22 protein-coding genes and 2 riboswitches are annotated in these 21,554 nt (G+C 41.1%); of the genes, 5 read left to right on the top strand and 17 right to left on the bottom strand.

Annotated features, from left to right (window positions below; genetic code table 11):
* Positions 1 to 28 precede the first annotated feature (28 nt).
* Genes D8837_RS04350 through D8837_RS04340 form a run of 3 tightly spaced genes read left to right on the top strand, consistent with a single transcriptional unit; the run spans position 29 to position 2,675 of the window.
* Positions 29 to 874 carry a DegV family protein gene (locus D8837_RS04350; protein WP_125456320.1) on the top strand — a complete coding sequence of 282 codons (846 nt, stop codon included), beginning with the start codon at positions 29 to 31 and terminating at the stop codon, positions 872 to 874.
* A 58-nt stretch (positions 875 to 932) separates the two neighbouring features.
* Complete coding sequence (locus D8837_RS04345) at positions 933 to 2,105, top strand: NAD(P)/FAD-dependent oxidoreductase (RefSeq protein ID WP_125456319.1); 1,173 nt, start codon at positions 933 to 935, stop codon at positions 2,103 to 2,105.
* Between the two features lie 48 nt (positions 2,106 to 2,153).
* A complete protein-coding gene (locus D8837_RS04340; RefSeq protein ID WP_070478650.1) occupies positions 2,154 to 2,675 on the top strand; it encodes a DUF1697 domain-containing protein in 522 nt (173 codons plus the stop codon).
* A gap of 41 nt (positions 2,676 to 2,716) precedes the next feature.
* Here D8837_RS04340 and D8837_RS04335 read toward each other — a convergent pair whose 3' ends face one another.
* Positions 2,717 to 3,457 (bottom strand): MerR family transcriptional regulator, encoded by a 741-nt coding sequence (locus tag D8837_RS04335; RefSeq protein ID WP_125456318.1) that lies wholly within the window; start codon positions 3,455 to 3,457, stop codon positions 2,717 to 2,719.
* Between the two features lie 340 nt (positions 3,458 to 3,797).
* On the opposite strand from D8837_RS04335, the gene D8837_RS04325 reads away from it, so the two are divergent.
* Positions 3,798 to 5,138: a sodium-dependent transporter gene (locus D8837_RS04325; RefSeq protein ID WP_125456317.1), complete on the top strand. Its 1,341-nt coding sequence runs from the start codon at positions 3,798 to 3,800 to the stop codon at positions 5,136 to 5,138.
* Positions 5,139 to 5,177: 39 nt separating this feature from the next.
* On the opposite strand, the gene manA is transcribed toward D8837_RS04325, so the two are convergent.
* The 8 genes from manA to D8837_RS04290 all read right to left on the bottom strand — a co-directional run bounded on the left by manA (position 5,178) and on the right by D8837_RS04290 (position 13,986).
* Positions 5,178 to 6,122, bottom strand: a complete 945-nt coding sequence (gene manA, locus D8837_RS04320; RefSeq protein ID WP_125456316.1) for a mannose-6-phosphate isomerase, class I — start codon at positions 6,120 to 6,122, stop codon at positions 5,178 to 5,180.
* Between the two features lie 120 nt (positions 6,123 to 6,242).
* Complete coding sequence (locus D8837_RS04315; RefSeq protein ID WP_125456315.1) at positions 6,243 to 7,682, bottom strand: 6-phospho-beta-glucosidase; 1,440 nt, start codon at positions 7,680 to 7,682, stop codon at positions 6,243 to 6,245.
* Positions 7,683 to 7,915: 233 nt separating this feature from the next.
* On the bottom strand, positions 7,916 to 8,071 hold the full coding sequence (locus D8837_RS09505; protein WP_185755667.1) for a hypothetical protein: 156 nt from the start codon (positions 8,069 to 8,071) through the stop codon (positions 7,916 to 7,918).
* Positions 8,072 to 8,355: 284 nt separating this feature from the next.
* Positions 8,356 to 8,703 carry a VOC family protein gene (locus D8837_RS04310; protein WP_125456314.1) on the bottom strand — a complete coding sequence of 116 codons (348 nt, stop codon included), beginning with the start codon at positions 8,701 to 8,703 and terminating at the stop codon, positions 8,356 to 8,358.
* A 154-nt stretch (positions 8,704 to 8,857) separates the two neighbouring features.
* Positions 8,858 to 10,633: a pyruvate oxidase gene (gene spxB / locus D8837_RS04305; protein ID WP_125456313.1), complete on the bottom strand. Its 1,776-nt coding sequence runs from the start codon at positions 10,631 to 10,633 to the stop codon at positions 8,858 to 8,860.
* A gap of 322 nt (positions 10,634 to 10,955) precedes the next feature.
* On the bottom strand, positions 10,956 to 13,199 hold the full coding sequence (locus D8837_RS04300; protein WP_125456312.1) for a heavy metal translocating P-type ATPase: 2,244 nt from the start codon (positions 13,197 to 13,199) through the stop codon (positions 10,956 to 10,958).
* A gap of 9 nt (positions 13,200 to 13,208) precedes the next feature.
* Positions 13,209 to 13,580, bottom strand: a complete 372-nt coding sequence (locus D8837_RS04295) for a cupredoxin domain-containing protein (RefSeq protein WP_125456311.1) — start codon at positions 13,578 to 13,580, stop codon at positions 13,209 to 13,211.
* A gap of 10 nt (positions 13,581 to 13,590) precedes the next feature.
* On the bottom strand, positions 13,591 to 13,986 hold the full coding sequence (locus D8837_RS04290; protein ID WP_125456310.1) for a CopY/TcrY family copper transport repressor: 396 nt from the start codon (positions 13,984 to 13,986) through the stop codon (positions 13,591 to 13,593).
* 183 nt (positions 13,987 to 14,169) lie between these two features.
* Positions 14,170 to 14,267, top strand: a riboswitch (TPP riboswitch).
* Between the two features lie 83 nt (positions 14,268 to 14,350).
* Here D8837_RS04290 and thiD point away from each other — a divergent pair.
* A complete protein-coding gene (thiD, locus tag D8837_RS04285; protein ID WP_045607212.1) occupies positions 14,351 to 15,142 on the top strand; it encodes a bifunctional hydroxymethylpyrimidine kinase/phosphomethylpyrimidine kinase in 792 nt (263 codons plus the stop codon).
* Positions 15,143 to 15,290: 148 nt separating this feature from the next.
* Here thiD and thiE (D8837_RS04280) read toward each other — a convergent pair whose 3' ends face one another.
* The 8 genes from thiE (D8837_RS04280) to thiE (D8837_RS04245) form a co-directional block, all read right to left on the bottom strand.
* Positions 15,291 to 15,923: a thiamine phosphate synthase gene (gene thiE / locus D8837_RS04280; protein ID WP_033687206.1), complete on the bottom strand. Its 633-nt coding sequence runs from the start codon at positions 15,921 to 15,923 to the stop codon at positions 15,291 to 15,293.
* Positions 15,916 to 16,719: a hydroxyethylthiazole kinase gene (locus tag D8837_RS04275; RefSeq protein ID WP_125456309.1), complete on the bottom strand. Its 804-nt coding sequence runs from the start codon at positions 16,717 to 16,719 to the stop codon at positions 15,916 to 15,918. The genes thiE (D8837_RS04280) and D8837_RS04275 overlap by 8 nt, the downstream gene beginning before the upstream one ends.
* Positions 16,719 to 17,243 (bottom strand): energy coupling factor transporter S component ThiW, encoded by a 525-nt coding sequence (gene thiW / locus D8837_RS04270; protein ID WP_125456308.1) that lies wholly within the window; start codon positions 17,241 to 17,243, stop codon positions 16,719 to 16,721. Before thiW ends, D8837_RS04275 begins: the two co-directional genes overlap by 1 nt.
* A 4-nt stretch (positions 17,244 to 17,247) precedes the next feature.
* Positions 17,248 to 17,940, bottom strand: a complete 693-nt coding sequence (gene tenA, locus D8837_RS04265) for a thiaminase II (RefSeq protein ID WP_125456307.1) — start codon at positions 17,938 to 17,940, stop codon at positions 17,248 to 17,250.
* A gap of 10 nt (positions 17,941 to 17,950) precedes the next feature.
* A complete protein-coding gene (locus tag D8837_RS04260) occupies positions 17,951 to 18,601 on the bottom strand; it encodes an energy-coupling factor transporter transmembrane component T (protein ID WP_094753538.1) in 651 nt (216 codons plus the stop codon).
* Position 18,602: 1 nt separating this feature from the next.
* A complete protein-coding gene (locus D8837_RS04255) occupies positions 18,603 to 19,988 on the bottom strand; it encodes an ATP-binding cassette domain-containing protein (protein ID WP_125456306.1) in 1,386 nt (461 codons plus the stop codon).
* Positions 19,989 to 20,549, bottom strand: coding sequence for an ECF transporter S component (locus tag D8837_RS04250; RefSeq protein WP_045607222.1), 561 nt, complete (start codon positions 20,547 to 20,549; stop codon positions 19,989 to 19,991).
* Between the two features lie 156 nt (positions 20,550 to 20,705).
* A riboswitch (TPP riboswitch) is annotated at positions 20,706 to 20,794 on the bottom strand.
* A gap of 195 nt (positions 20,795 to 20,989) precedes the next feature.
* Positions 20,990 to 21,554, bottom strand: a 565-nt coding sequence (thiE, locus tag D8837_RS04245; protein ID WP_125456305.1) for a thiamine phosphate synthase, incomplete at its 5' end; no start/stop codon positions are given.

The raw sequence follows: 21,554 nt of genomic DNA, 5'->3' as shown, positions 1-21,554 counted from the left end.
GTATAACTGACAAAGATGGAGAATTTCTATGACTTGGAAGATTATTGCTGACTCTGGTTGTGATTATCGTCAACTGGCAAGACCAGCTATTGACACAACCTTTGTAAGTGTTCCCTTAACCATTCAAGTAGCTGATCAGGTCTTTGTTGATGATGCCAGTCTTGACATTGATCAAATGATGGAAACCATGTATGCAACTGCAGAAGCTTCAAAATCAGCTTGTCCAAGCCCAGATGATTATTTGCGAGCATTTGAAGGTGCCAAAAACATTTTCTTGGTAACCATCACTGGTACTCTTTCTGGCAGCCACAATAGTGCTCAACTAGCCAAGAATATTTATCTTGAAGAACATCCTGATACTAAAATTCATGTAATTGATAGTTTGTCTGCTGGTGGGGAAGTTGACTTGCTCATAGAAAAATTAAATGACTTTATTGACCAGGGTCTATCTTTTGAAGAAGTGGTTGAAGCTATCACTGCTTATCAAGAAAAAACCAAGTTGCTCTTTGTCCTAGCCAAAGTAGATAACTTGGTGAAGAACGGCCGTTTGAGTAAGCTTATCGGTACAGTCGTTGGCCTTCTCAACATCCGTATGGTTGGAGAAGCTAGTGAAACCGGAACTCTCGAACTACTACAGAAAGCACGAGGACCAAAGAAATCAGTTCAAGCTGCCTATGATGAGTTAGTAAAAGCTGGATATGCTGGTGGACGTATTATCATGGCCCAACGCAATAACGAGAAATGTTGCCAACAGCTCTCAGAGCGAATTCGCGAAACCTTCCCACAAGCAGATATTAAAATTATCCCAACATCTGGTCTCTGCAGTTTTTATGCAGAAGATGGTGGTTTGCTGATGGGATATGAAATTGATTAATTGCATTCTTGACAAGAGGTGACCATCATCTCTTGTTTTTTTGTGGTACAATAGAGCTATGAAACATTTTGATACTATCGTCATCGGTGGAGGACCTGCTGGTATGATGGCTACGATTTCCAGTAGCTTTTATGGACAGAAAACCCTCCTTATCGAAAAAAATCGGAAACTTGGAAAAAAATTAGCTGGGACTGGTGGTGGACGTTGCAATGTGACCAACAATGGTAGCTTGGACGACCTGCTAGCTGGCATCCCTGGAAATGGGCGCTTTCTTTACAGTGTCTTCTCCCAATTTGATAACCATGATATCATTAACTTTTTTACGGAAAATGGGGTTAAACTTAAAGTCGAAGACCACGGGCGCGTCTTTCCGGCCAGCGACAAATCACGAACTATAATCGAGGCTTTGGAAAAGAAAATTACTGAGCTAGGCGGTCAAGTCGCTACTCAAACCGAGATTGTTTCGGTTAAAAAGGTGGATGACCAATTTGTTCTTAAATCAGCTGACCAAATCTTCACTTGTGATAAACTGATTGTCACAACTGGTGGAAAATCCTATCCTTCCACTGGTTCGACTGGTTTTGGACATGAGATTGCCCGTCATTTTAAACACACCATTACCGAACTTGAGGCTGCTGAAAGTCCATTATTAACGGATTTTCCACACAAAGCACTTCAGGGGATTTCACTAGACGATGTGACTTTAAGCTATGGAAAACATGTCATCACGCACGATCTGCTTTTTACCCACTTTGGTTTGTCTGGCCCTGCTGCTCTGCGTATGTCTAGCTTTGTCAAGGGTGGGGAGGTTCTCTCACTGGATGTTTTCCCTCAACTTTCTGAGAAGGACTTGGCTGCATTCCTAGAAGAAAATCGTGAAAAATCCTTGAAAAACGCTTTAAAAACTTTGCTTCCAGAACGCTTGGCAGAATTTTTTGTGCAAGGCTATCCAGAAAAAGTCAAACAACTGACTGAAAAGGAACGCGAACAACTTCTCCAGTCTATCAAAGCACTCAAAATCCCTGTGACCGGAAAAATGTCCCTTGCCAAGTCCTTTGTTACCAAAGGGGGCGTCAGTCTCAAGGAAATCAATCCCAAAACTCTAGAAAGTAAGCTGGTACCTGGACTCCACTTTGCTGGCGAGGTACTGGATATCAATGCCCACACGGGTGGGTTTAACATCACTTCTGCCCTCTGTACTGGTTGGGTGGCGGGATCAAACCCAATCTAAATCTGAATTATTTAATGGCTAAATCAGCCCCAAAAGAAAGGAAGTCCTTTGGAACATATTATCTTGTTAAGGGGAGTTACTCCTAATGGAAAAAATGCTATCCCTAAAATGTCTTATCTAGTAGATATCTTAACAGAAGCCGGTTTTCAACAAGTTCGAACCTATATTCAAAGTGGTAATATCATTCTTGAAAGTAACTTAGCCTTAGAAAAAATACGAGAACAGGTTCATACTCTAATAAAGAAAAAGATTGGAGCCGATCTCAAAATAATCATTAAGAATAAGGATATTTTTAAAAACATTGTCCAAGAAAACCCTTTTGGAGAACACTATCTTTATGACCGTATACACGTGATTTTTTATCAAGAATCTATTCAAAGCCTCCCTTTAGACAAATTGAAAATTGATTACGGTGAAGAAGAAATTTGTATCGGCAACCACTGCCTTTACCTCTATCTCCCTAGAACTGCTAAACAAAAGAAACTCCATACCAACTATCTTGAAAAGCTTTTTAATGTAGATTTGACCATGCGAAAACTAAATGTGGTAGAAAAATTATTAAGCAAATAGTGCTTGAATTTAGTAAAAATCGGAAGAATGCTCCTCCGATTTTATTTTGTCTGAGTTTGGACATAATAGGCAATGACATCTGATGTGTACTGGGCTGTTCCAGGTCCAAATTTGTCAATGTTTTCCTTAAATTCTGGGTTGTAGACGTAGCCTTTACCGATATGACCAAATACCTCAATAGAGCAGTCAAATCCATAAGTACGGATGGCTTGCAAGAGTTTAGCGGCTTCTTCTTGATTTTCGGTTGCTGTTACAGGCAGTCCAGCTTGAAGATTTTGTGACAAGGCTCGAAAAACTTGGTTGAAGGCAGCCGTAGCTTCGTCTTCGTGACCTTTCTGGCGCTCGAGCGCTTGGTCCATGACTTCTTGTCCATATTTCTCTACCGCCTCTTGGTGGTATTTTTGATGGTCTTGGTAGTTAAATCCAGCAAATTTCTCTTGAATGCTCATTTCTCTTTCTCCTTTTTGTTCTTGAATGGTTTTCTGCAAGGTTGAAATCAAGGTATCCAGATGTTCTCTTTCTCGAGTCAAACAGTCCAACTGCCTGGTCAAATGAGGCAATAAATCTTCCCTTTCTTCCTTTAATAGATCTGCTATTTTTTCTAAAGAAAAGCCTAGATATTTGTAGTAAAGAATGACCTGAAGGCGTTCCAAATCCTCTTGACTGTAGGTTCGATAGCCGTTTTCCGACTTTAAAGGAACCAAAATTCCTATCTTGTCGTAGTGATGCAGGGTCTTAACAGAGACACCCGAAAGCTGCGCAGCTTCTTTTATATGGTACATGATTTCCTCCTTATACTCAATGAAAATCAAAGAGCAAACTAGGAAGCTAGCCGCAGGCTGTACTTGAGTACGGTAAGGCGACGCTGACGTGGTTTGAATTTGATTTTCGAAGAATATTACATTGATAGTATAACCCCTCCCCCTAGGTCAGAGTCAAGCGTTTTTGCGAAATTTTTTACTTTATCATAACATGAAAATGGTTTTCTTGACAGACCTTAGAAAACATGATAGGATAGTCAAGTCTATTAATCAAAAGAAATGCTCATTTTGAGTACTTATGAGGCTAGTTGCCAAGGGCAGTAGCTTTTTCTTTTGTAATACTAATTTTAGGAGTTTAACTATGTCTGAAAAATCGCAATGGGGTTCTAAACTGGGCTTTATTCTGGCATCTGCTGGTTCAGCCATCGGACTTGGTGCTGTTTGGAAGTTTCCCTATATGACTGCTGCTAACGGTGGAGGAGGATTTTTACTGGTCTTTCTCATCTCCACTATTCTAATCGGTTTCCCCCTTTTGCTTGCAGAATTTGCCCTCGGCCGAAGCGCTGGTGTCTCAGCAATCAAAACCTTTGGAAAACTCGGCAAGAATAGTAAGTACAACTTTATCGGTTGGATTGGTGCCTTTGCCCTCTTTATCCTCTTATCTTTCTACAGTGTTATTGGGGGATGGATTCTGGTTTATCTAGGCATTGAGTTTGGAAAATTGTTCCAGCTTGCTGGGACAAGTGATTATGCCCAGCTATTTACTTCAATCATTTCAAATCCAGCCATTGCCCTAGGAGCGCAAGCTGCTTTTATCTTATTGAATATCTTTATTGTATCACGTGGTGTTCAAAAAGGGATTGAAAGAGCATCTAAGGTTATGATGCCCCTGCTCTTTATCATCTTTGTTGTCATCATTGGGCGCTCTCTCAGTTTGCCAAATGCCATGGAAGGCGTTCTCTACTTCCTCAAACCAGACTTTTCAAAACTGACCAGTGCTGGTCTCCTCTATGCTCTGGGACAATCTTTCTTTGCCCTCTCACTAGGGGTTACAGCCATGCTGACCTATGCTTCTTACTTGGATAAGAAAACCAATCTGGTTCAGTCAGGGATTTCCATCGTAGCAATGAACATCTCGGTATCCATCATGGCAGGTCTAGCCATTTTCCCTGCTATGTCAGCCTTCAATATCCAGTCTGAAGGGGGACCAAGCTTGCTCTTTATCGTCTTGCCTCAACTCTTTGACAAGATGCCTTTTGGAACCATTTTCTACATTCTCTTCCTCTTGCTCTTCCTCTTTGCGACGGTCACTTCTTCCGTTGTTATGCTGGAAATCAATGTGGGCAATATCACCAATCAGGACAACAGCAAGCGTGCTAAGTGGAGCGTTATTTTAGGAATTTTGACCTTTGTCTTTGGAATTCCTTCAGCCCTTTCTTACGGTGTTATGGCAGATGTTCACATTTTTGGGAAGACCTTCTTTGACGCTATGGACTTCTTGGTTTCCAATCTCCTCATGCCATTTGGAGCCCTCTGCCTTTCACTCTTTACTGGCTACATCTTTAAGAAGGCACTTGCTATGGAGGAACTCCATCTTGATGAAAAAGCATGGAAACAGGGACTTTTCCAAGTCTGGCTCTTCCTTCTTCGTTTCATCATTCCAATCATCATCATCGTGGTCTTCATCGCCCAATTTATGTAATCAAAAAGGACTTGAGTATGAACTCAAGCCCTTTCTTTTTTATGGATGACTAACAATCAATTCCAAACCTTGCCCTTCCAGAGTCCAAGCTTCAACATCACTTGGTAGGATAAAGTGGCTACCTTTTTGGATTGGATAGTTTTTTCCGTCAACAGTCAGTTGACCTTGACCAGCCAAGACACTCAACAAGCTGTAGTCAGCCGTCTTTTCGAAGTCAACTTTTCCTGTGATTTCCCAATTGTAGACAGCAAAGAAATCATTTGATACAAGAAGAGTTGAACGTAAATCATTAGCTTTGACAGTTACAGGACGGCTATTTGCTGGCTCACCAATGTTCAAAACATCAATGGATTTTTCAAGGTGAAGTTCTCGCAAGTTGCCCTTGTCGTCCTTGCGGTCAAAGTCATAGACGCGATAGGTGGTATCGCTAGACTGTTGGGTTTCAAGAATCAAGATGCCTGCACCGATAGCATGCATGGTGCCACTTGGTACATAGAAGAAATCTCCAGCCTTAACAGGGACTTTGGTCAGCAAGGCATCCCAGTTTTTATCTTCAATTTGCTGACGGAGTTCTTCTTTTGACTTGGCATTGTGACCGTAAATAATCTCTGAACCTTCATCTGCTGCGATGATATACCAACATTCAGTTTTTCCGAGTTCGCCTTCATGCTCTAGTCCATAAGCATCGTCTGGGTGAACTTGAACGCTGAGCCAGTCGTTGGCATCGAGAATCTTGGTCAACAGTGGAAATACAGACTCTGGACGATTGCCAAACAATTCACGATGTTCCGCATACAAAGTAGCAAGGTCTGTTCCCTCAAAACGACCATTGGCAATTTTAGAGACTCCATTTGGATGGGCTGAGATGGCCCAATATTCTCCGATTTTTTCACTTGGAATGTCGTAGCCAAACTCATCACGTAGCTTGGTTCCACCCCAGATTTTTTCTTGCATAACTGATTGTAAAAATAATGGTTCTGACATCTTATTCTCCTGTCTGATTTTTCTCCCCTCATTATAGCAAAAAAAGAGTTCCAGTTGAACTCTTTTTCACATCTTATAAAGTAGGGAGAAGATTTTATAAAAATAGTAAACAAATGTGCTCTACTCAATACTTGCACCATTACTGGCAATGACATCCTTGTACCAGTAGAAGGATTTCTTCTTGCTACGTTTGAGGCTTCCATGACCAGCATTATCTCGATCCACATAGATAAAGCCATAGCGCTTGTTCATTTCGCCTGTTCCAGCCGAAACCAGATCGATAGAGCCCCAAGTCGTATAACCAAGCAAGTCAACTCCATCTTTGTAAATGGCATCTCGCATAGCCTTGATATGAGATTCTAAGTAAGCAATCCGATAGTCATCTGCTACATAACCATTCTCATCCGGTGTATCAATAGCACCGAGTCCATTTTCTACGATGAACATTGGCTTTTGGTAACGATCCCAGATGGCATTGAGGGTGATACGAAGTCCAAGCGGATCAATCTGCCACCCCCATTCTGAGGATTCAAGATAAGGATTTTTGATAGAGGCAAAGACATTTCCAGCAGTTAATTCTTTAACTTCTGGATCACCTGAGGCCACTCGACTTGCATAGTAAGAGAAGGAAACAAAGTCAACAGTATTGTTCTTCAATAAGTCCAGATCCTCTGCTGTCATTTGAATCTCAATCCCCTCACGCTCCCACTGCTTCTTGGCATAATTTGGGTATTCCCCACGCGCTTGAACATCAATGAAGAAGTAACTCTTGCGGTCTTCCTCCATGGCTGCCCAGTAGTCTCTCGGATGGGCTGTATTAGGATAGTATTGCCCTGCAGCCAACATACATCCCACCTTGTTTTCTGGGTCAATTTCGTGGGCAATCTTAGTCGCCATTGCTGAAGCCACCAACTCATGATGAGCCGCTTGGTATTTGACCTGTTCTTGATTTTCACCTTCTTCAAAACAGAGACCAGCTCCCATAAAGGGTGCATGGAGAATCATGTTGATTTCGTTAAAGGTAAGCCAGTATTTGACCAAACCCTTATAGCGGGTAAAGAGTGTGCGACAAAGTTTTTCATAGAAGTCTAACATCCGACGATTGCGCCATCCACCGTACTCTTCAATCAAGTGCATAGGACAGTCGAAATGAGTAATGGTTACCAGAGGTTGGATTCCATACTTGAGGCACTCCTTAAATAAATCCTCATAAAAGGCTAGACCAGCTTCATTTGGCACGGTTTCGTCGCCCTTAGGAAAAATCCGAGTCCAAGCAACGGAAAGTCGATAAGTCTTGAAGCCCATTTCTGCAAAAAGAGCGATATCTTCCTTGTAATGATGGTACATATCAATGGCTTCTTTTGCTGGGTAAAAATAGTCCTCCTCAAACGAAAACATCTTTTTCTGACCTGTGATAATGGCTTCACGATCTGCACCAATAGGTACAACATCCACGTTAGCTAAACCACGCCCGTCTAAATTATAAGCACCCTCACATTGATTAGCTGCTGTAGCACCGCCCCAGAGGAAACCATCTGGAAATTGTAGTATTTCTGTCATCACTTTACCTCACTTGATTTGATAGTTCTATTATACTAAAAAGGGGACAAAGAGTTTGGAACTATCTAGGTAATGATCGTACTGAACTTGCTTTTATGTTTGATTAAAAACAAGCAAGAGTTTGAGAGTTTTGCTATAAAAATGTAAACTATCACAGTCTTGTGATAAGAAAAAGACCGGATTGCTCCGATCTGTACGATTCATAAAATGTAAAAATGAATAGCTCTTGTCAATTAATGGATGGACTGATTGATTGTCAATAAGCCGTGGTTAATGATTGCTGCAATATCTTCAAGACCATGCAAAATAAAACTTCCTATAATCAGTCCTATAATAACTGAACAGATAATCATGGTAATACAGATTAGATAAACATCCTTTTTTTGCATCTCTTTCCTCCTACTATCTATTCATGGAGATATTTCAATCCCAAGTTCCAGTGAAATAAGAAAATTCACTTACTACTGCTGTTTAAAAAATATTTCTCCTTTCCATATCAGTCTCATTTTCTACTATTATATTTTTATTATAAGGTTTTAAGAAAACGCTGTCAATAATTCATATGCAATTTCTTTATATTAAAAAGACCGGATTGCTCCGATCTTTCAATAGTTCATATTCTCACATTCTGTTTTTAAGAATGGTTAAGGTTATCTTCAAATGATTAAGCGCCTTATTTCATACGATAAAAATCAATCACTAGACCAGCTGGACCTTTAACTAACAAGGACTCTGTTCCCCAATCGCTTACAGTTGGACCGTTTAAAACCTGGATACCAAGCTCGTTCAACCGTTTGTAGTTCTGGTCTACATCCTCAACCTCGATATGAATAATGATTCCTGACTGAAAATCTTCCAAAGGAATCAAATGATTTTGGGACAACATCAGACAGTGACTGCCAATCGTAAACTGAGCAAAACTGTCATCAACATAATCGGATTTTTTATCCAAAATACGCTCCAAGTCAGCACAGACTTGGGGAACATCGGAAACGATAATATCTAATTGATTTAAATTCATTTACTATCCTCCATAAAAAGACCGGATTGCTCCGATCTTTTTAAGTTTCGCTCTAAGAAAATCAAAGAATAAACAAGGCATCGAACCGCAGGCAGTACTGAAGTACGGCAAGGTGAAGATAACACAGTTTACATTTGATTTTCGACGAGAGAAATTATTTAATTGCGCGTGATTGCAACCCTTCTTCTTCCAAGAAGAGGCGGAATGGTACGAGTTCTTCTGCTTCGTATTTTTCCTTGAAAGCTTTGATTGCTTCTTCTGAGTGAAGTTTTGGATCCAATTCAAGTACTTCTACTGGAAGTGGACGGTGTTCAGTGATGCGAGCATCGATAACAACAGTTTTACCTTCTTTGCTCAATTTAACAGCTTCTGCAACAACTGCATCGATGTCTTCGATACGGTCAACTGTAAATCCAACAGCTCCTTGAGCTTCAGCGATTTTCGCATAGTCAGCATTAGGGAAGTCACAACCAAACAAGTGTTTGTTTGTGTCTTCGTATTTGTCCTTGATGAAGGCATATTTACCATTTGAGAAGACAACGTTGATAACTGGAAGGTCGTATTGAACGTTTGTGATAACGTCTGGGTAGCACATGTTGAATGCACCGTCACCCATGATGTTCCATACTTGGCGATCTGGATTGTCTTTCTTAGCAGCGATACCACCAGGAAGGGCAATACCCATTGTCGCAAAGAGTGGAGATGTACGCCACATGTTCTTAGGTGTCATGTGAAGGTGACGAGTAGATGTTTGAGTAGTGTCACCTACGTCGATTGAGAAGATAGCGTCTTGATCAGCATGTTTGTTGATTGCATTGTAAACTTGATACAATTGCAATTCACCCTCAGTTTTACCTTCGAGTTTGTTCATGTAATCACGCCAGTTTTGGTTGTTCTTAACGTTTGCACGCCACCATGGAGTAGATTCAACTGGATTCACTTTGTCAAGGATTGCTTTCGCTGCTTGACCTGCGTCACCAAGGATTGAAGCGTCAAGGGCGTGACGTTTACCAAGTTTGTAAGGGTCAATATCAACTTGGATGAATTTTTCAGTGTTCTTGAATGCTTCATAAACTTCAGCAAATGGGAAGTTTGAACCAAGGAAAAGAACTGTGTCTGCTTCAAAGACCACTTCGTTGGCTGGTTTCCAACCAACACGGTAAGCAGAACCTGTCAAACCTTCATAGTTCCATTCGAAAGCTTCAAAGTTTTTACCAGTTGTGATGATTGGTGCTTTGATTTTACGTGACAATTCAGTAATCACTTCACCAGCTTTCACACCACCGTAACCAGCATAGATAACTGGACGTTCAGCATTGTTCAAGATTTCAACAGCTTTGTCGATTTCAACTTCGTTCAAAGCAGGAGCGATGAATGAACGCTCGTATGAACCTGATCCATAGTATGAGTTTTCGTCGATTTCTTGGAAACCGAAGTTTACTGGGATTTCAACAACAGCTGGACCTTTTTTAGAAACTGCAGCACGGCAAGCTTCGTCAATAACTTTTGGCAATTGCTCAGCGTAAGCTACACGTTTGTTATATACAGCGATACCGTTGTACATTGGGTTTTGGTTCAATTCTTGGAAAGCATCCATGTTGAGTTCGTTAACTGGACGTGATCCAAGGATTGCTAGGAATGGAGTGTTATCCATAGCTGCATCGTAAACACCGTTAATCAAGTGAGTCGCACCTGGACCACCTGAACCAACTGCAACCCCGATTGAGCCGCCGAATTTAGCTTGCATAACCGCTGCAAGAGCACCTGTTTCTTCGTGACGAACTTGCAAGAAGCGGATATCTTTGTCTTCAGCCAAAGCATCCATCAATGAGCTGAGTGTTCCTGATGGGATACCGTAGATTGTGTCTACGCCCCATGTTTTCAATACATTAAGCATTGCTGCAGATGCAGTAATTTTCCCTTGAGTCATAATGATAACTCTCCTTCAAATATTTTTAAATCTACTAAAAAAGGTTTCATATAGTTTTTGAAAACGTTTCAGTAAATTTTTACAATACTAATTTATCACATTTATTTTGACTTTACTAAGAATCTGCTCAGAAGTTTTTATTCTCTATTACAGTACAGTTTGAAAACGTTTTTAGCTTCTGTTTTATAATACTCAATGAAAATCACAGAGCAAACTAGGAAGCTAGCCACAGGTTGCTCAAAGCACAGCTTTGAGGTTGCAGATAAAGCTGACGTGATTTGAAGAGATTTTCAAAGAGTATAAAAAGCGAGCAAGCCCGCTTTTAATCTATTTTACTAAAGTTTAACAGAAGGGAACTGGTCAGAACAGATACTGAACTAAAGGCCATAGCTAAACCTGCCAGTTCTGGGTTGAGGGCCAGTCCAACACCTGAAAAGACTCCTGCTGCAATCGGAATTCCGGCGACATTGTAGATAAAGGCCCAGAAAAGATTGAGCAGAATACGATGAAAGGTTTTCTTACTCATGTCAAAAGCACGAACCACTCCTAGGAGGTTATTAGTTGTCAACACCAAATCTGCTGACTCGATGGCAATATCTGTTCCAGCTCCCATAGCAATCCCCACATCTGCTACACTGAGGGCAGGAGCGTCATTGATACCATCCCCAACAAAGGCTACTTTTCCAGTCGCTTGTAGTTTATGGATTTCATGGGCTTTTTCTTCTGGTAAGACACCTGCAATGACCTCTTCGATTCCGATCTGATCGGCAATAGCACGCGCCACACCTGCATTGTCTCCTGTCAGCATGACTGTTTTAAGACCTCGTTTTTTCAACTGACTGATGGCAAGCTTAGCATTTTCCTTAGGAATATCTTGCAGAGCAAGCAAGCCTTTGATTTCATTCTCAACAGCCAAGAACACAACTGTCTTAGCTTCTTTTTCCAGTTCTTCTAGTTTTTCTTGATAAGTGCTAGAAATGTTCATACCATCCAGCATTTTAGCATTTCCAAGCAGAACTTGTTTTCCATTGATTTGCCCTGAGACACCTTTTCCGTGCAAGGCTTGGAAATTTTCAACAGTTTGAAGCTCAAGTCCAGCTTCACTCGCTCGTTTCACAACGGCTTCAGCCAGTGGGTGTTGAGAAGCTTCTTCCAAGGAAGCTGCCAATCCAAGCACTTCTACTTCGTCGCCGATGATATCTGTGACCACTGGTTTCCCTTCCGTCAAAGTTCCTGTTTTATCAAAGACAATGGTTTGGACTTTCTGGATTTCCTGTAGAACCGTTCCATTTTTGAGAAGAACTCCCATCTTGGCACTGCGACCTGTCCCCACCATAAGGGCTGTCGGTGTTGCAAGTCCCAAGGCACAAGGGCAGGCAATAATCAGAACTGCTACTCCATAGAGAAGCGAAGACACGAAGCTCGCTCCAAGCACAACTACACTATCCCTGAGCAAGACGAACCAAACCCAAAAGGTCACAATCCCTAAAATGACAACGGCTGGGACAAAAATCCCTGAAATTTTATCCGTCAAGTCCTGAATCGGCGCACGACTTGTCTGAGCTTTCTTCACAAAATCCACAATCTGAGCCAAAACAGTCTCTGAACCAACTTTTTCTGCTCTAAAAACAAGTGTTCCACTATTATTGATGGTTGAACCAATGACGGTATCTCCAACTGTCTTGTCCACAGGCAGACTCTCACCTGTCACCATAGACTCATCAATACTAGAGATACCTTCTACTACAACACCATCAACCGCAATCTTTTCACCGGGACGCACTCGAATCAGGTCACCTACCTTGACTTGCTCCAAAGGGACTTGAACATAGTTATCCTCACGCAAGACTTCTGCAGTTTTAGCTTGCAAGTCAAGTAATTTCTCCACAGCTTGGGAAGTATTTTTCCGCATTTTCTCCTCAAAAACGGCTCCCATAAGAACGAAGAAGAAGATAAATGCAGCACTTTCAAAGTAAACGGGGAGGCCAGCGAAGAGGGCAACTAAGCTATAGAAATAGGCCACTAGGGTTCCCAGAGCAACCAAGGTATCCATGTTGGCATTGTGCTTTTTAAAACTAGCCCAAGCACTTTGGATATAAGGACCACCTGCTACTAGCATAATCGGTGTTGTGGCTAAAAAGGTGCCCCAACGCATGACTTGGTGACTAATTCCTCCTGTCGACATCCCAATCATGAGGATCACAAGAGGCACAGTAAAGATACTAGTAATCCAAAAACGCTGGAGGAGTGATAGAGATTTTCGAGTCTTCTCAACAACTGTATAACTTCCCTTTTGCATCTTCATACCACAAGAAAATTCATGTTGACCTAATTCTTGAGGTGTAAAACGAATGACTTTCTCCTCATCTACGCCGATTGGTTCTAAGATGCCTTCTTCTTCAAAAAGAATTTCCTTATAACAGTTTGAAGGAGTAGTACGATGAAAGGTAATCTCAGCTGGAATCCCTTTTTGAAGCTGTATATGAGCTGGATGGTAGCCTTTGTCTGCCGTGATACGGATTTTTTGAATGCCATTTTCTAGGCTTGCTTTTACAATTTCAGTCATATCATTCTCCTATTCTACAATCATCTTGCCGTGCATCATATTCATGCCACAAGAGAAACCATACTCTCCAGCCTGCTCAGGTATGATTTCCACTACATACTCTTCACCCATAGGTAGGTCTGCATGTACACCAAAGTCTGGAAAAACAATTTGATCCAGACATGGTGAAGGATCCTTGCGGTCAAAGACAATGCGGGCTGGCACTGATTTCTTGAGGATAATCAACTCAGGCGTATAGCCCCCCATGACCTCCACTCGAATCTCTTGGTAGCCCTTTTTTTGCTGTGCCTTTTGTCCAGATTTTTCAGGCTTTTTGAAAAACCAGAACAAGATAAACGCGATAAGGGCAATACAAACAATGGTTACAATACTATTTAACATGACGTCTCCTTTACATACAATTACATCTTACTTCTGTTACAGCGTTTGATTTCTTCTCAGAAATCACAGCTTCTAAGTCTTCCAAGTCAGCCTTAGTAAAATCACATTCAGCAATCAAATCAGCCAACAAGTTCTTAATCCTACGGGAACAAACCTTGTCCTTGATATCTTGGACAAGTAAATCCCGACTTTGGTCCAAAGTTAAAAGGGCTGAATAGACAAAGAACTTGCCTTCTTTTTTCCTTGTCAGACACTCTTTATCAACCAAACGAGCCAAAAGAGTTTGAATGGTCGACTTGGACCAGTCGAACCGCTCCGCCAGAACCCTGATCAAATCCGTACTGGTCTGTTCCCCTTGCATCCAAATAATCTTCATGACCTGCCATTCTGCATCTGAAATCTGCATAATCACACCTCCTAAATCTACATTTGTCAATTACAATTATTAGTATACTCCAAAAATCTACATTTGTCAACTATGAAATTAATCTTTTCTTTGAAAAATTGAATTTTGACCATACGATAAAGGATTTTCAGTCAAATCTTACTATATAAACTATAAAAATATGCTATACTAAAGAAAAAAGAAAACAACCACTAGGGGTGCGTAAAGCTGAGATTAACAACTGTTAGACCCTTTGACTCAATCTAGGTAATGCTAGCTGATGGAAGTGGAAATGATAATGGGGACTAGCAGTCTTCTATTACCTTCCTAAAACAGACTTGCTTGTTCTTGAGAATACAAACTTCAGTTGGTTGGGAGGTTTTAGATGACTTATTTACCTGTTGCTTTGACCATTGCAGGGACCGACCCTAGTGGTGGTGCTGGCATTATGGCTGATTTAAAGTCGTTCCAAGCTAGAGATGTCTATGGAATGGCCGTTGTGACCAGTCTTGTCGCTCAAAATACCAGAGGCGTTCAATTGATCGAGCACGTTTCTCCTCAAATGTTGAAAGCTCAATTGGAGAGTGTCTTTTCGGATATCAAGCCTCAGGCTGTAAAAACTGGGATGTTGGCAACTACCGAAATCATGGAAATCATCCAACCCTATCTTAAAATGCTGGACTGTCCCTACGTCCTTGACCCTGTTATGGTCGCAACAAGCGGAGACACCCTGATTGATGCGAGTGCCAGAACCTACCTAAAAACAAACCTGCTTCCACTTGCAACCATCATCACTCCGAATCTTCCTGAGGCAGAAGAAATTGTTGGTTTTTCAATCCATGATCCTGAAGACATGCAGCGTGCTGGTCGCCTGATTTTAAAAGAATTTGGTCCTCAGTCTGTTGTTATTAAAGGTGGGCATCTCGAAGGCGGTGCCAAGGATTTCCTCTTTACCAAGGAGGACCAATTTGTCTGGGAAAGTCCACGAATTCAAACCTGTCATACACATGGTACTGGATGTACCTTTGCTGCAGTGATTACTGCTGAACTAGCCAAGGGTAAAAATCTTTATCAGGCAGTTGATAAGGCCAAGGCCTTTATCACAAAAGCCATCCAAGACGCCCCTCAACTCGGTCATGGTTCTGGCCCAGTCAACCATACAAGCTTTAAAGATTAAAAAAACTCTCTAGTTCCCACTTTAAGGGAATTAGAGAGTTTTTATACTTCTTCAAACCACGTCAACTTTATCTGCAACCTCAAAGCTGTGCTTTGAGCAACCTGCGACTAGCTTCCTAGTTTGCTCTTTGATTTTCATTGAGTATTAATTAGAAAATAATGTCATCCAACTTTGTTAAGAAGGCTTGCGTTTTTGCCTTTATATCTTCTGCCTGCATCAAATCACGCACTACAGCTACACCAGCTATACCCGTGCCAATAAGTTGGTCAATATTCTCTGATGTCAAGCCGCCAATAGCAACTACTGGAATGGCGACCCTTTGGCAAATTGTCTTCAAGGTTGAAATCAGGGTGATAGGCGCATTTTCCTTGGTCGTAGTCGGGAAAATGGCTCCTGTCCCCAAGTAATTCGCCCCTCCTTCTTCTGCCTCGAGGGCTCTTTTTACAGTTTTAGCTGTGACACCAAGTATTTTGTCAGGGCCCAAGACTTGTCGGGCAACCGAAACGGGTAATTCATCGTCGCCAATATGCAAACCAGCAGCATCAACCGCAAGACAGACATCCAAACGATCATCGATTATCAAGGGTACCTGATAGGCATCTGTTATTTCCTTGACTTGTTTTGCCAGTTGATAATATTGATTGGTTGTGAGATTTTTTTCTCGTAATTGGATTATGGTAACGCCTGAACGGCAAGCTTTCTCAACTTTTTCAAGAAAGCTTTCCAAGGAATCTTGATAGCGATTGGTTACCAGATACAGTCTAAGTGCCTCTCTATTCATAAATATCTCCTTTAATGGCATCTAGCCAGTTTTCATCTCTTTTGAGGAGCGAAAGCTGATTGAGAACTTGGTATCGAAAATCTTCCAATCCCATTCCTTGAACAACTATTTTCTCAGCAGAGATATTGAGATAAGAAACCGCTAGGCAGGAAGCTTCAAAGCCAGTCTTTCCTTGGCTGAGAAAAACAGCTGTTAAAGCTCCAACCAAGTCTCCTGTCCCTGTTATCCAGTCTAATTCAGCACAGCCATTTCCCAGTACAGCGACCTGATTCTTCGAAACGATGAGATCCTTAGGGCCTGTGACTAAGAATGACATACCTGGATAGATCTGGCACCAGTCTTTCAAGACTTGAAGCAAATCCTCAGTTTCTTGATCTTTAGCACTCGCATCTACCCCAACGCCGTGGTGTTTTAAGCCAACAAGACTTCGGATTTCCGACATATTTCCTTTAAGTACCGTAGGTCTATAGTCTAAAAGGTCTTTAACTAAGCTCTTACGAATGGATGAAACTGTTACGCCAACTGCATCTACTACCATTGGAAGACAAACTTGATCTGCATAAGAAGCTGCCATACGGATTGCTTTTTCCTTCTCAGCTGACAAATGCCCCAAATTGATGAAGAGTGCCTGGCTTTGCTTAGTAAAATCAAGAACCTCACGGGGATCATCTGCCATAACTGGTTTACATCCCAGAGCCAAAATCCCATTTGCTAGCATCTCACAAGAAATCTCATTGGTAATACAGTGAATGAGGGAAGTCGTTCCCAGAGTAAAAGGATTTGTCAATTCCTGCATCAGTTTATCCTTTCATCGAAGAAATATCCCTGCACTTTTTTAAAGAATTCCTGCTTGATTAAAAATCGAAAGGCAATAAAGGAAATCGCTGTGCCAATCAAGGTTGCTCCGAAAAATCGAGGAGTGTAGATAAACCAGCTAAGCTTAGCGGCCGATCCTGTAAAGAGTACCATAACAGGATAGGAAACAATAGAACCAATGATACCTGTTCCCAAAATTTCTCCCAAGGCAGAAAAGTAAAATTTTCGACCATACTTATAAAAGAGACCTGCTAGAAGGGCTCCAAAAGTCGCTCCTGTGAGAGCTAAAGGCGGAATCCCTTGAGTCGTCATACGGATAAAGGCTGTCACTGTAGCCATAGCCAAGGCATAAACAGGTCCCATCATGATTCCTGCTAGAATATTGACTACACTGGACATAGGTGCCATTCCCTCAATCCGAAAGATAGGCGTAAGAACTACATCAAGGGCAATCATCATGGATAAAATGGTTAATTTGTGAACCTGTAATTGGTGGTTTCTCATATTTCTATTCTTCTCCTGTTTCTAAAGACTGTAAATCGCTCTTCCATGTCTGGTGTTGGTAGGCCATTTCCCAAAACTTAGCTTCCATATGAACACTGATGTGGAAGACATCTAGCATTTTTTTCTTGTCTGTCTCGTCACTTTCTCGATAGAGCTGATTGACCAAAACTTCTTCCTCTCTGATCTGCTGCTCCAACTCATCCGTAATATAAGTTTCAATCCATTGTTGGTAGAGAGGATTTGGTGATGGTTTAAGATTAAGTGATTTGCCTATATCATGATATAGCCAAGGACAAGGCAACAAACTTGCAAAGGCAATGGCTAGATTTTCTTCTTCAAATTGACGATAAATGTGAGAGATATAATGATAGCAGGTTGGAGCGATTGGATGTTGCTCCATCTCCTGATCGCTGATTTCCAATTCCTTGAAAAATTGTTGGCGGATAAATAACTCACCTTCCACTAGACTCTGAGCATTTTGTTTCAAGAGTCTTTTCATCTCTTGGTTTGAAGTCTTATCAGCCAAGAGGTGATAGGCTTCTGAGAAGGCCTTCAAATAGTAGGCATCCTGAATCAAGTAATAGCGAAAGATGGACGGGTCTAAATTTCCCTCTTGCAACTGTAAAACAAAGGGGTGATGAAAGGAAGCCTGCCAAGCTTCCTTGGATAATTCTATCGCAATATCTGTAAATTCCATAATAACTCCTTTATAAAAATAGACTGGTTTGAAGCAATAAAAAGAACAGCAGGTAGATGAATATTGTCCTTTGAGGAATATAAAAAGTCCGATAGCGATTCTCCACCTGTGCATGTTCGTCATATCCATGCGCAGATAGAGCTCTCAGATAAAGATGGCGCCATCTAAAGACCGTCATCAAAACCTTACTGTAAATCAGGGGCGACCAAAAATGTAGTTCTTGACCGCGTAATAAGCAAGCTTCCTTGAGGGACTTGATTTCTTGCTGAATAAGGGGGAAGGAATTGAATACCACAATCAAGGCATAAGCCCAAGACCGTGATAACCCCTTTTGAGCCAAGTACAAGAGAAGCTCTTTTAGGGAAATAGAGGAAACAAAGACAAGACCAATACAAACGGTCACAAAAGCCCTCGTTCCAAGCATGACTGCCTGCGAAGCATCTCCATGTAACTGAACTGCCCAGTAGTTGGCCAAGGATGGCAAAATGGCGAGCAGAATCATCCAAGCCAATACTTTAAATCGACGGTAATAGAGCATAAAGAGAATACAAAATGCAACTACCGAGAGATTAAGAGCAATCGAAGGAATGAAAGATGTTTCCAGCGATAAAATCAGCAAGAAGAGACTGATAATCGGTGTCTGGGTTGCTACTTTGACCATACTATCTCACCTCCCTTTGAGCATTGCTACTCTGAGATGTGAGTGGTTTGGTAATTGTCACTTCTTTCACATGACCGAGCCCCTGACTAGTCATCTCAATCCAATAATCAACCACAGAGATCAAGGGATCTAAACGATGGCTAATGAACAGAAAACTTCTTCCTTGATTTCTCTCCTCCAGAATCCACTGACAAAAATAATGGCAAGCTCTATCATCCAAACCTGCAAAAGGTTCGTCTAGCAAGATCACAGAAGCCTTGCTAGTCAAGATGGTCAAGAGCTGAAGAATCTTTTGCTGGCCACCACTTAATTGATAGGGGCTCTTATCGAGTGCCTGCTCCAAATCAAAATATCGTAAAGCTTGGAAAATTCGCTGATTTCTTTCAGAATCAGGTCCATCTAATTGAAGTTCCTCTCGCAGACTGACTCGGATAAACTGCTTCTCAGCCTCCTGAACAACACCCGTCAAGTCACGATACAGGCTCTTTTTCTTTTTGAGAACCGAACCCTTCCAAGTAATACACCCCTTATACTTTTGAAATTGAAGAATAGACCGAAAGAGGGTTGATTTCCCGACACCATTGTCACCCAAAATACAGGAAATTCCTTGGTAGAATGTAAAATCCGCAATTGAAAAGAGGGAGCGCTTATCCAGCACACAAGTCGTTCGATCCATTTGGAATAGTTCTGGGCTAGAAGCAACCTCCTTTGAAGCAACCTGTGTCATCTCAGAGGCAGGGAGTTGATTTATTTCCCTTAGTTGTCCGTCTCTTAGTTCCACCATATGGTCGATATAGGCTTCATAATCAGATAAATCATGGTCGCACAAAATAACTGTCTTCCCATCAGAGACCAACTCTTTTAGAATCTCCAATATCTCTATCCTACTCTTGCGGTCAATGGAAGCGAAGGGCTCATCCAAGAGATAGACCCTAGGATTCATAGCAAAGAGAACAGCCAAAGCAGCCTTTTGCTTTTCTCCACCTGATAAGTGATGAATTGGACGGTGCAAGATGTCCTTGCAACGACATTGCTGGACAACCTCTGCTATTTTAAAATCAATTTCCTGAACGGGATGCCCAATATTTTCCAAGGTAAAAATCAGCTCCTCAAACAAGTACTCCATGGTAAATTGATGATTGGGATTTTGAAAGAGAATACCAACCGTCTGGACACGTTCGATGATAGAAAGCTGACTGACCTCGCTCCCATTTATCAGGACTTGACCGCTATAGGGAAGAGAACTGACTTGGGCAATCATTTGAAATAGACTCGATTTTCCTGAACCACTGCTTCCAACTAACAAGGTAAAGGATTGCGCATGAAAAGTAAAATCAATCGGTTCCGAAAAAATTGGGGACTGAATCGCTCGTAGTTCCAGCCCCATCTATGCCTTTCCTCCAGCTGCAAACTGATGATAGAGTTTGACAATGGCACGAACCAAGATAGTACAGAAGAAAAAGACAGAAATAAAGCGTACCACTAGCAAGGAAAGTACAAAAGGCACTGAAAAGGCGTAGTAACCTAACTTAATGTATTCATAGACAAAGCTAACAAGCGTAATCCCAATACTATTGGCAGTTAGAGAGAGCCAACTTTCATAGCGATTCTTGGTTACGATAAAACCAAGTTCACTTCCCAAACCTTGAACCAAGCCAGACAAAAGGGCACCTAGACCGAATTGGCTACCATAAAGGACTTCAGCAAGCGCAGCTAGCACTTCTCCAATCGTTGCACTTCCCACTCTTGGAACAAAAATGGCAGCAATAGGCGCAGCCATACACCAGAGACCAAAGAGGATTTCATTGGCAAAGGCCTGTAAACCAAGAGGTGCTAAAATCAGAGTGAGGATATCAAACAGATATCCGGATCCTACAAAAACGCCACCAAAAAAGATAGACAAGAAAGCAAGTAAAATAACATCTTTTAACTGCCATTTTTTCAACATAAAAAAACTCCTTTTTTAAAGAAAAGTGGGGCATTCAAGGTGAGCTACCTAAATGCTTTGTATCATCTTCATCCAGTTTCGTAAAAGAAAAAACTCTAATTACAGATAGAAATTAGAGTTCAGCTTACAAGATTAGATGGTTAGTTTCTATAAATACAAAACCATTTCACATTTCCCTTCGCCAGTCTTAACTGTATCAGGTTCAATGGGTATCATCTCAGCCTAAAGCACCCCAAATGTCTTTATTATTTAATTATATAAATATTATAACAAACGATTTTTTTCAGTTCAAGAAATTGAACTGAGAAATAAGCTAGGCCAATCTATTGTAGTAAAATCACTAAGTAAACCATATAAACAGCCTATTCACTTATGAAGGATAACAACCCAACTTATCGAGTGAGAGAATCCTATTGACTTAAAATACAAGAATAAAAAAGTTAAAATTGTTCACTCATTTCTCGAACAGTTTTTTCTATATTTTTTGCATACGATATTGCTGAAATGATTGAAACACCGTCAACATTGGTCTTCATAATGTCTTTAATATGTTGCGTCTGTATCCCACCAATTGCAACTAAGGGCATTTGTGGCAATAGTTTTCTCATCAATTTAAGGCCTTCATAACCTATAGCACCACCAGCATCATCCTTTGACTGGGTATCAAATACAGGACCAACACCAACATAATCTACATATTCAACTTTTGATTGTTGAAATTCTTCCTCGTTTTTTATAGAAAGACCAATTATTTTATCTGGCATCAATTTTCTAATTTCATCAACTCCAAGGTCATCTTGTCCTACATGTACGCCATCAGCGTCAATTTCCATTGCCAAATCAATATCATCATTAACAATAAACGGAACATTGTATTTTTTACAAAGATCCTGTAGTTTAATTGCTAATTCGACTTTTTCTTTACCTTCTAAGGCTCCCTCCCCTTTTTCACGGAATTGAAATAAGGTTATACCACCTTTTAAGGCTTCCTCAACGACCGTATAT

It is taken from the genome of Streptococcus mitis, from assembly GCF_003942965.1.
Lineage (GTDB): Bacteria > Bacillota > Bacilli > Lactobacillales > Streptococcaceae > Streptococcus > Streptococcus mitis_BH.
The sequence above is the reverse complement of the archived record's forward strand: the minus strand, read 5'-3'. Positions and strand labels throughout refer to the sequence as shown.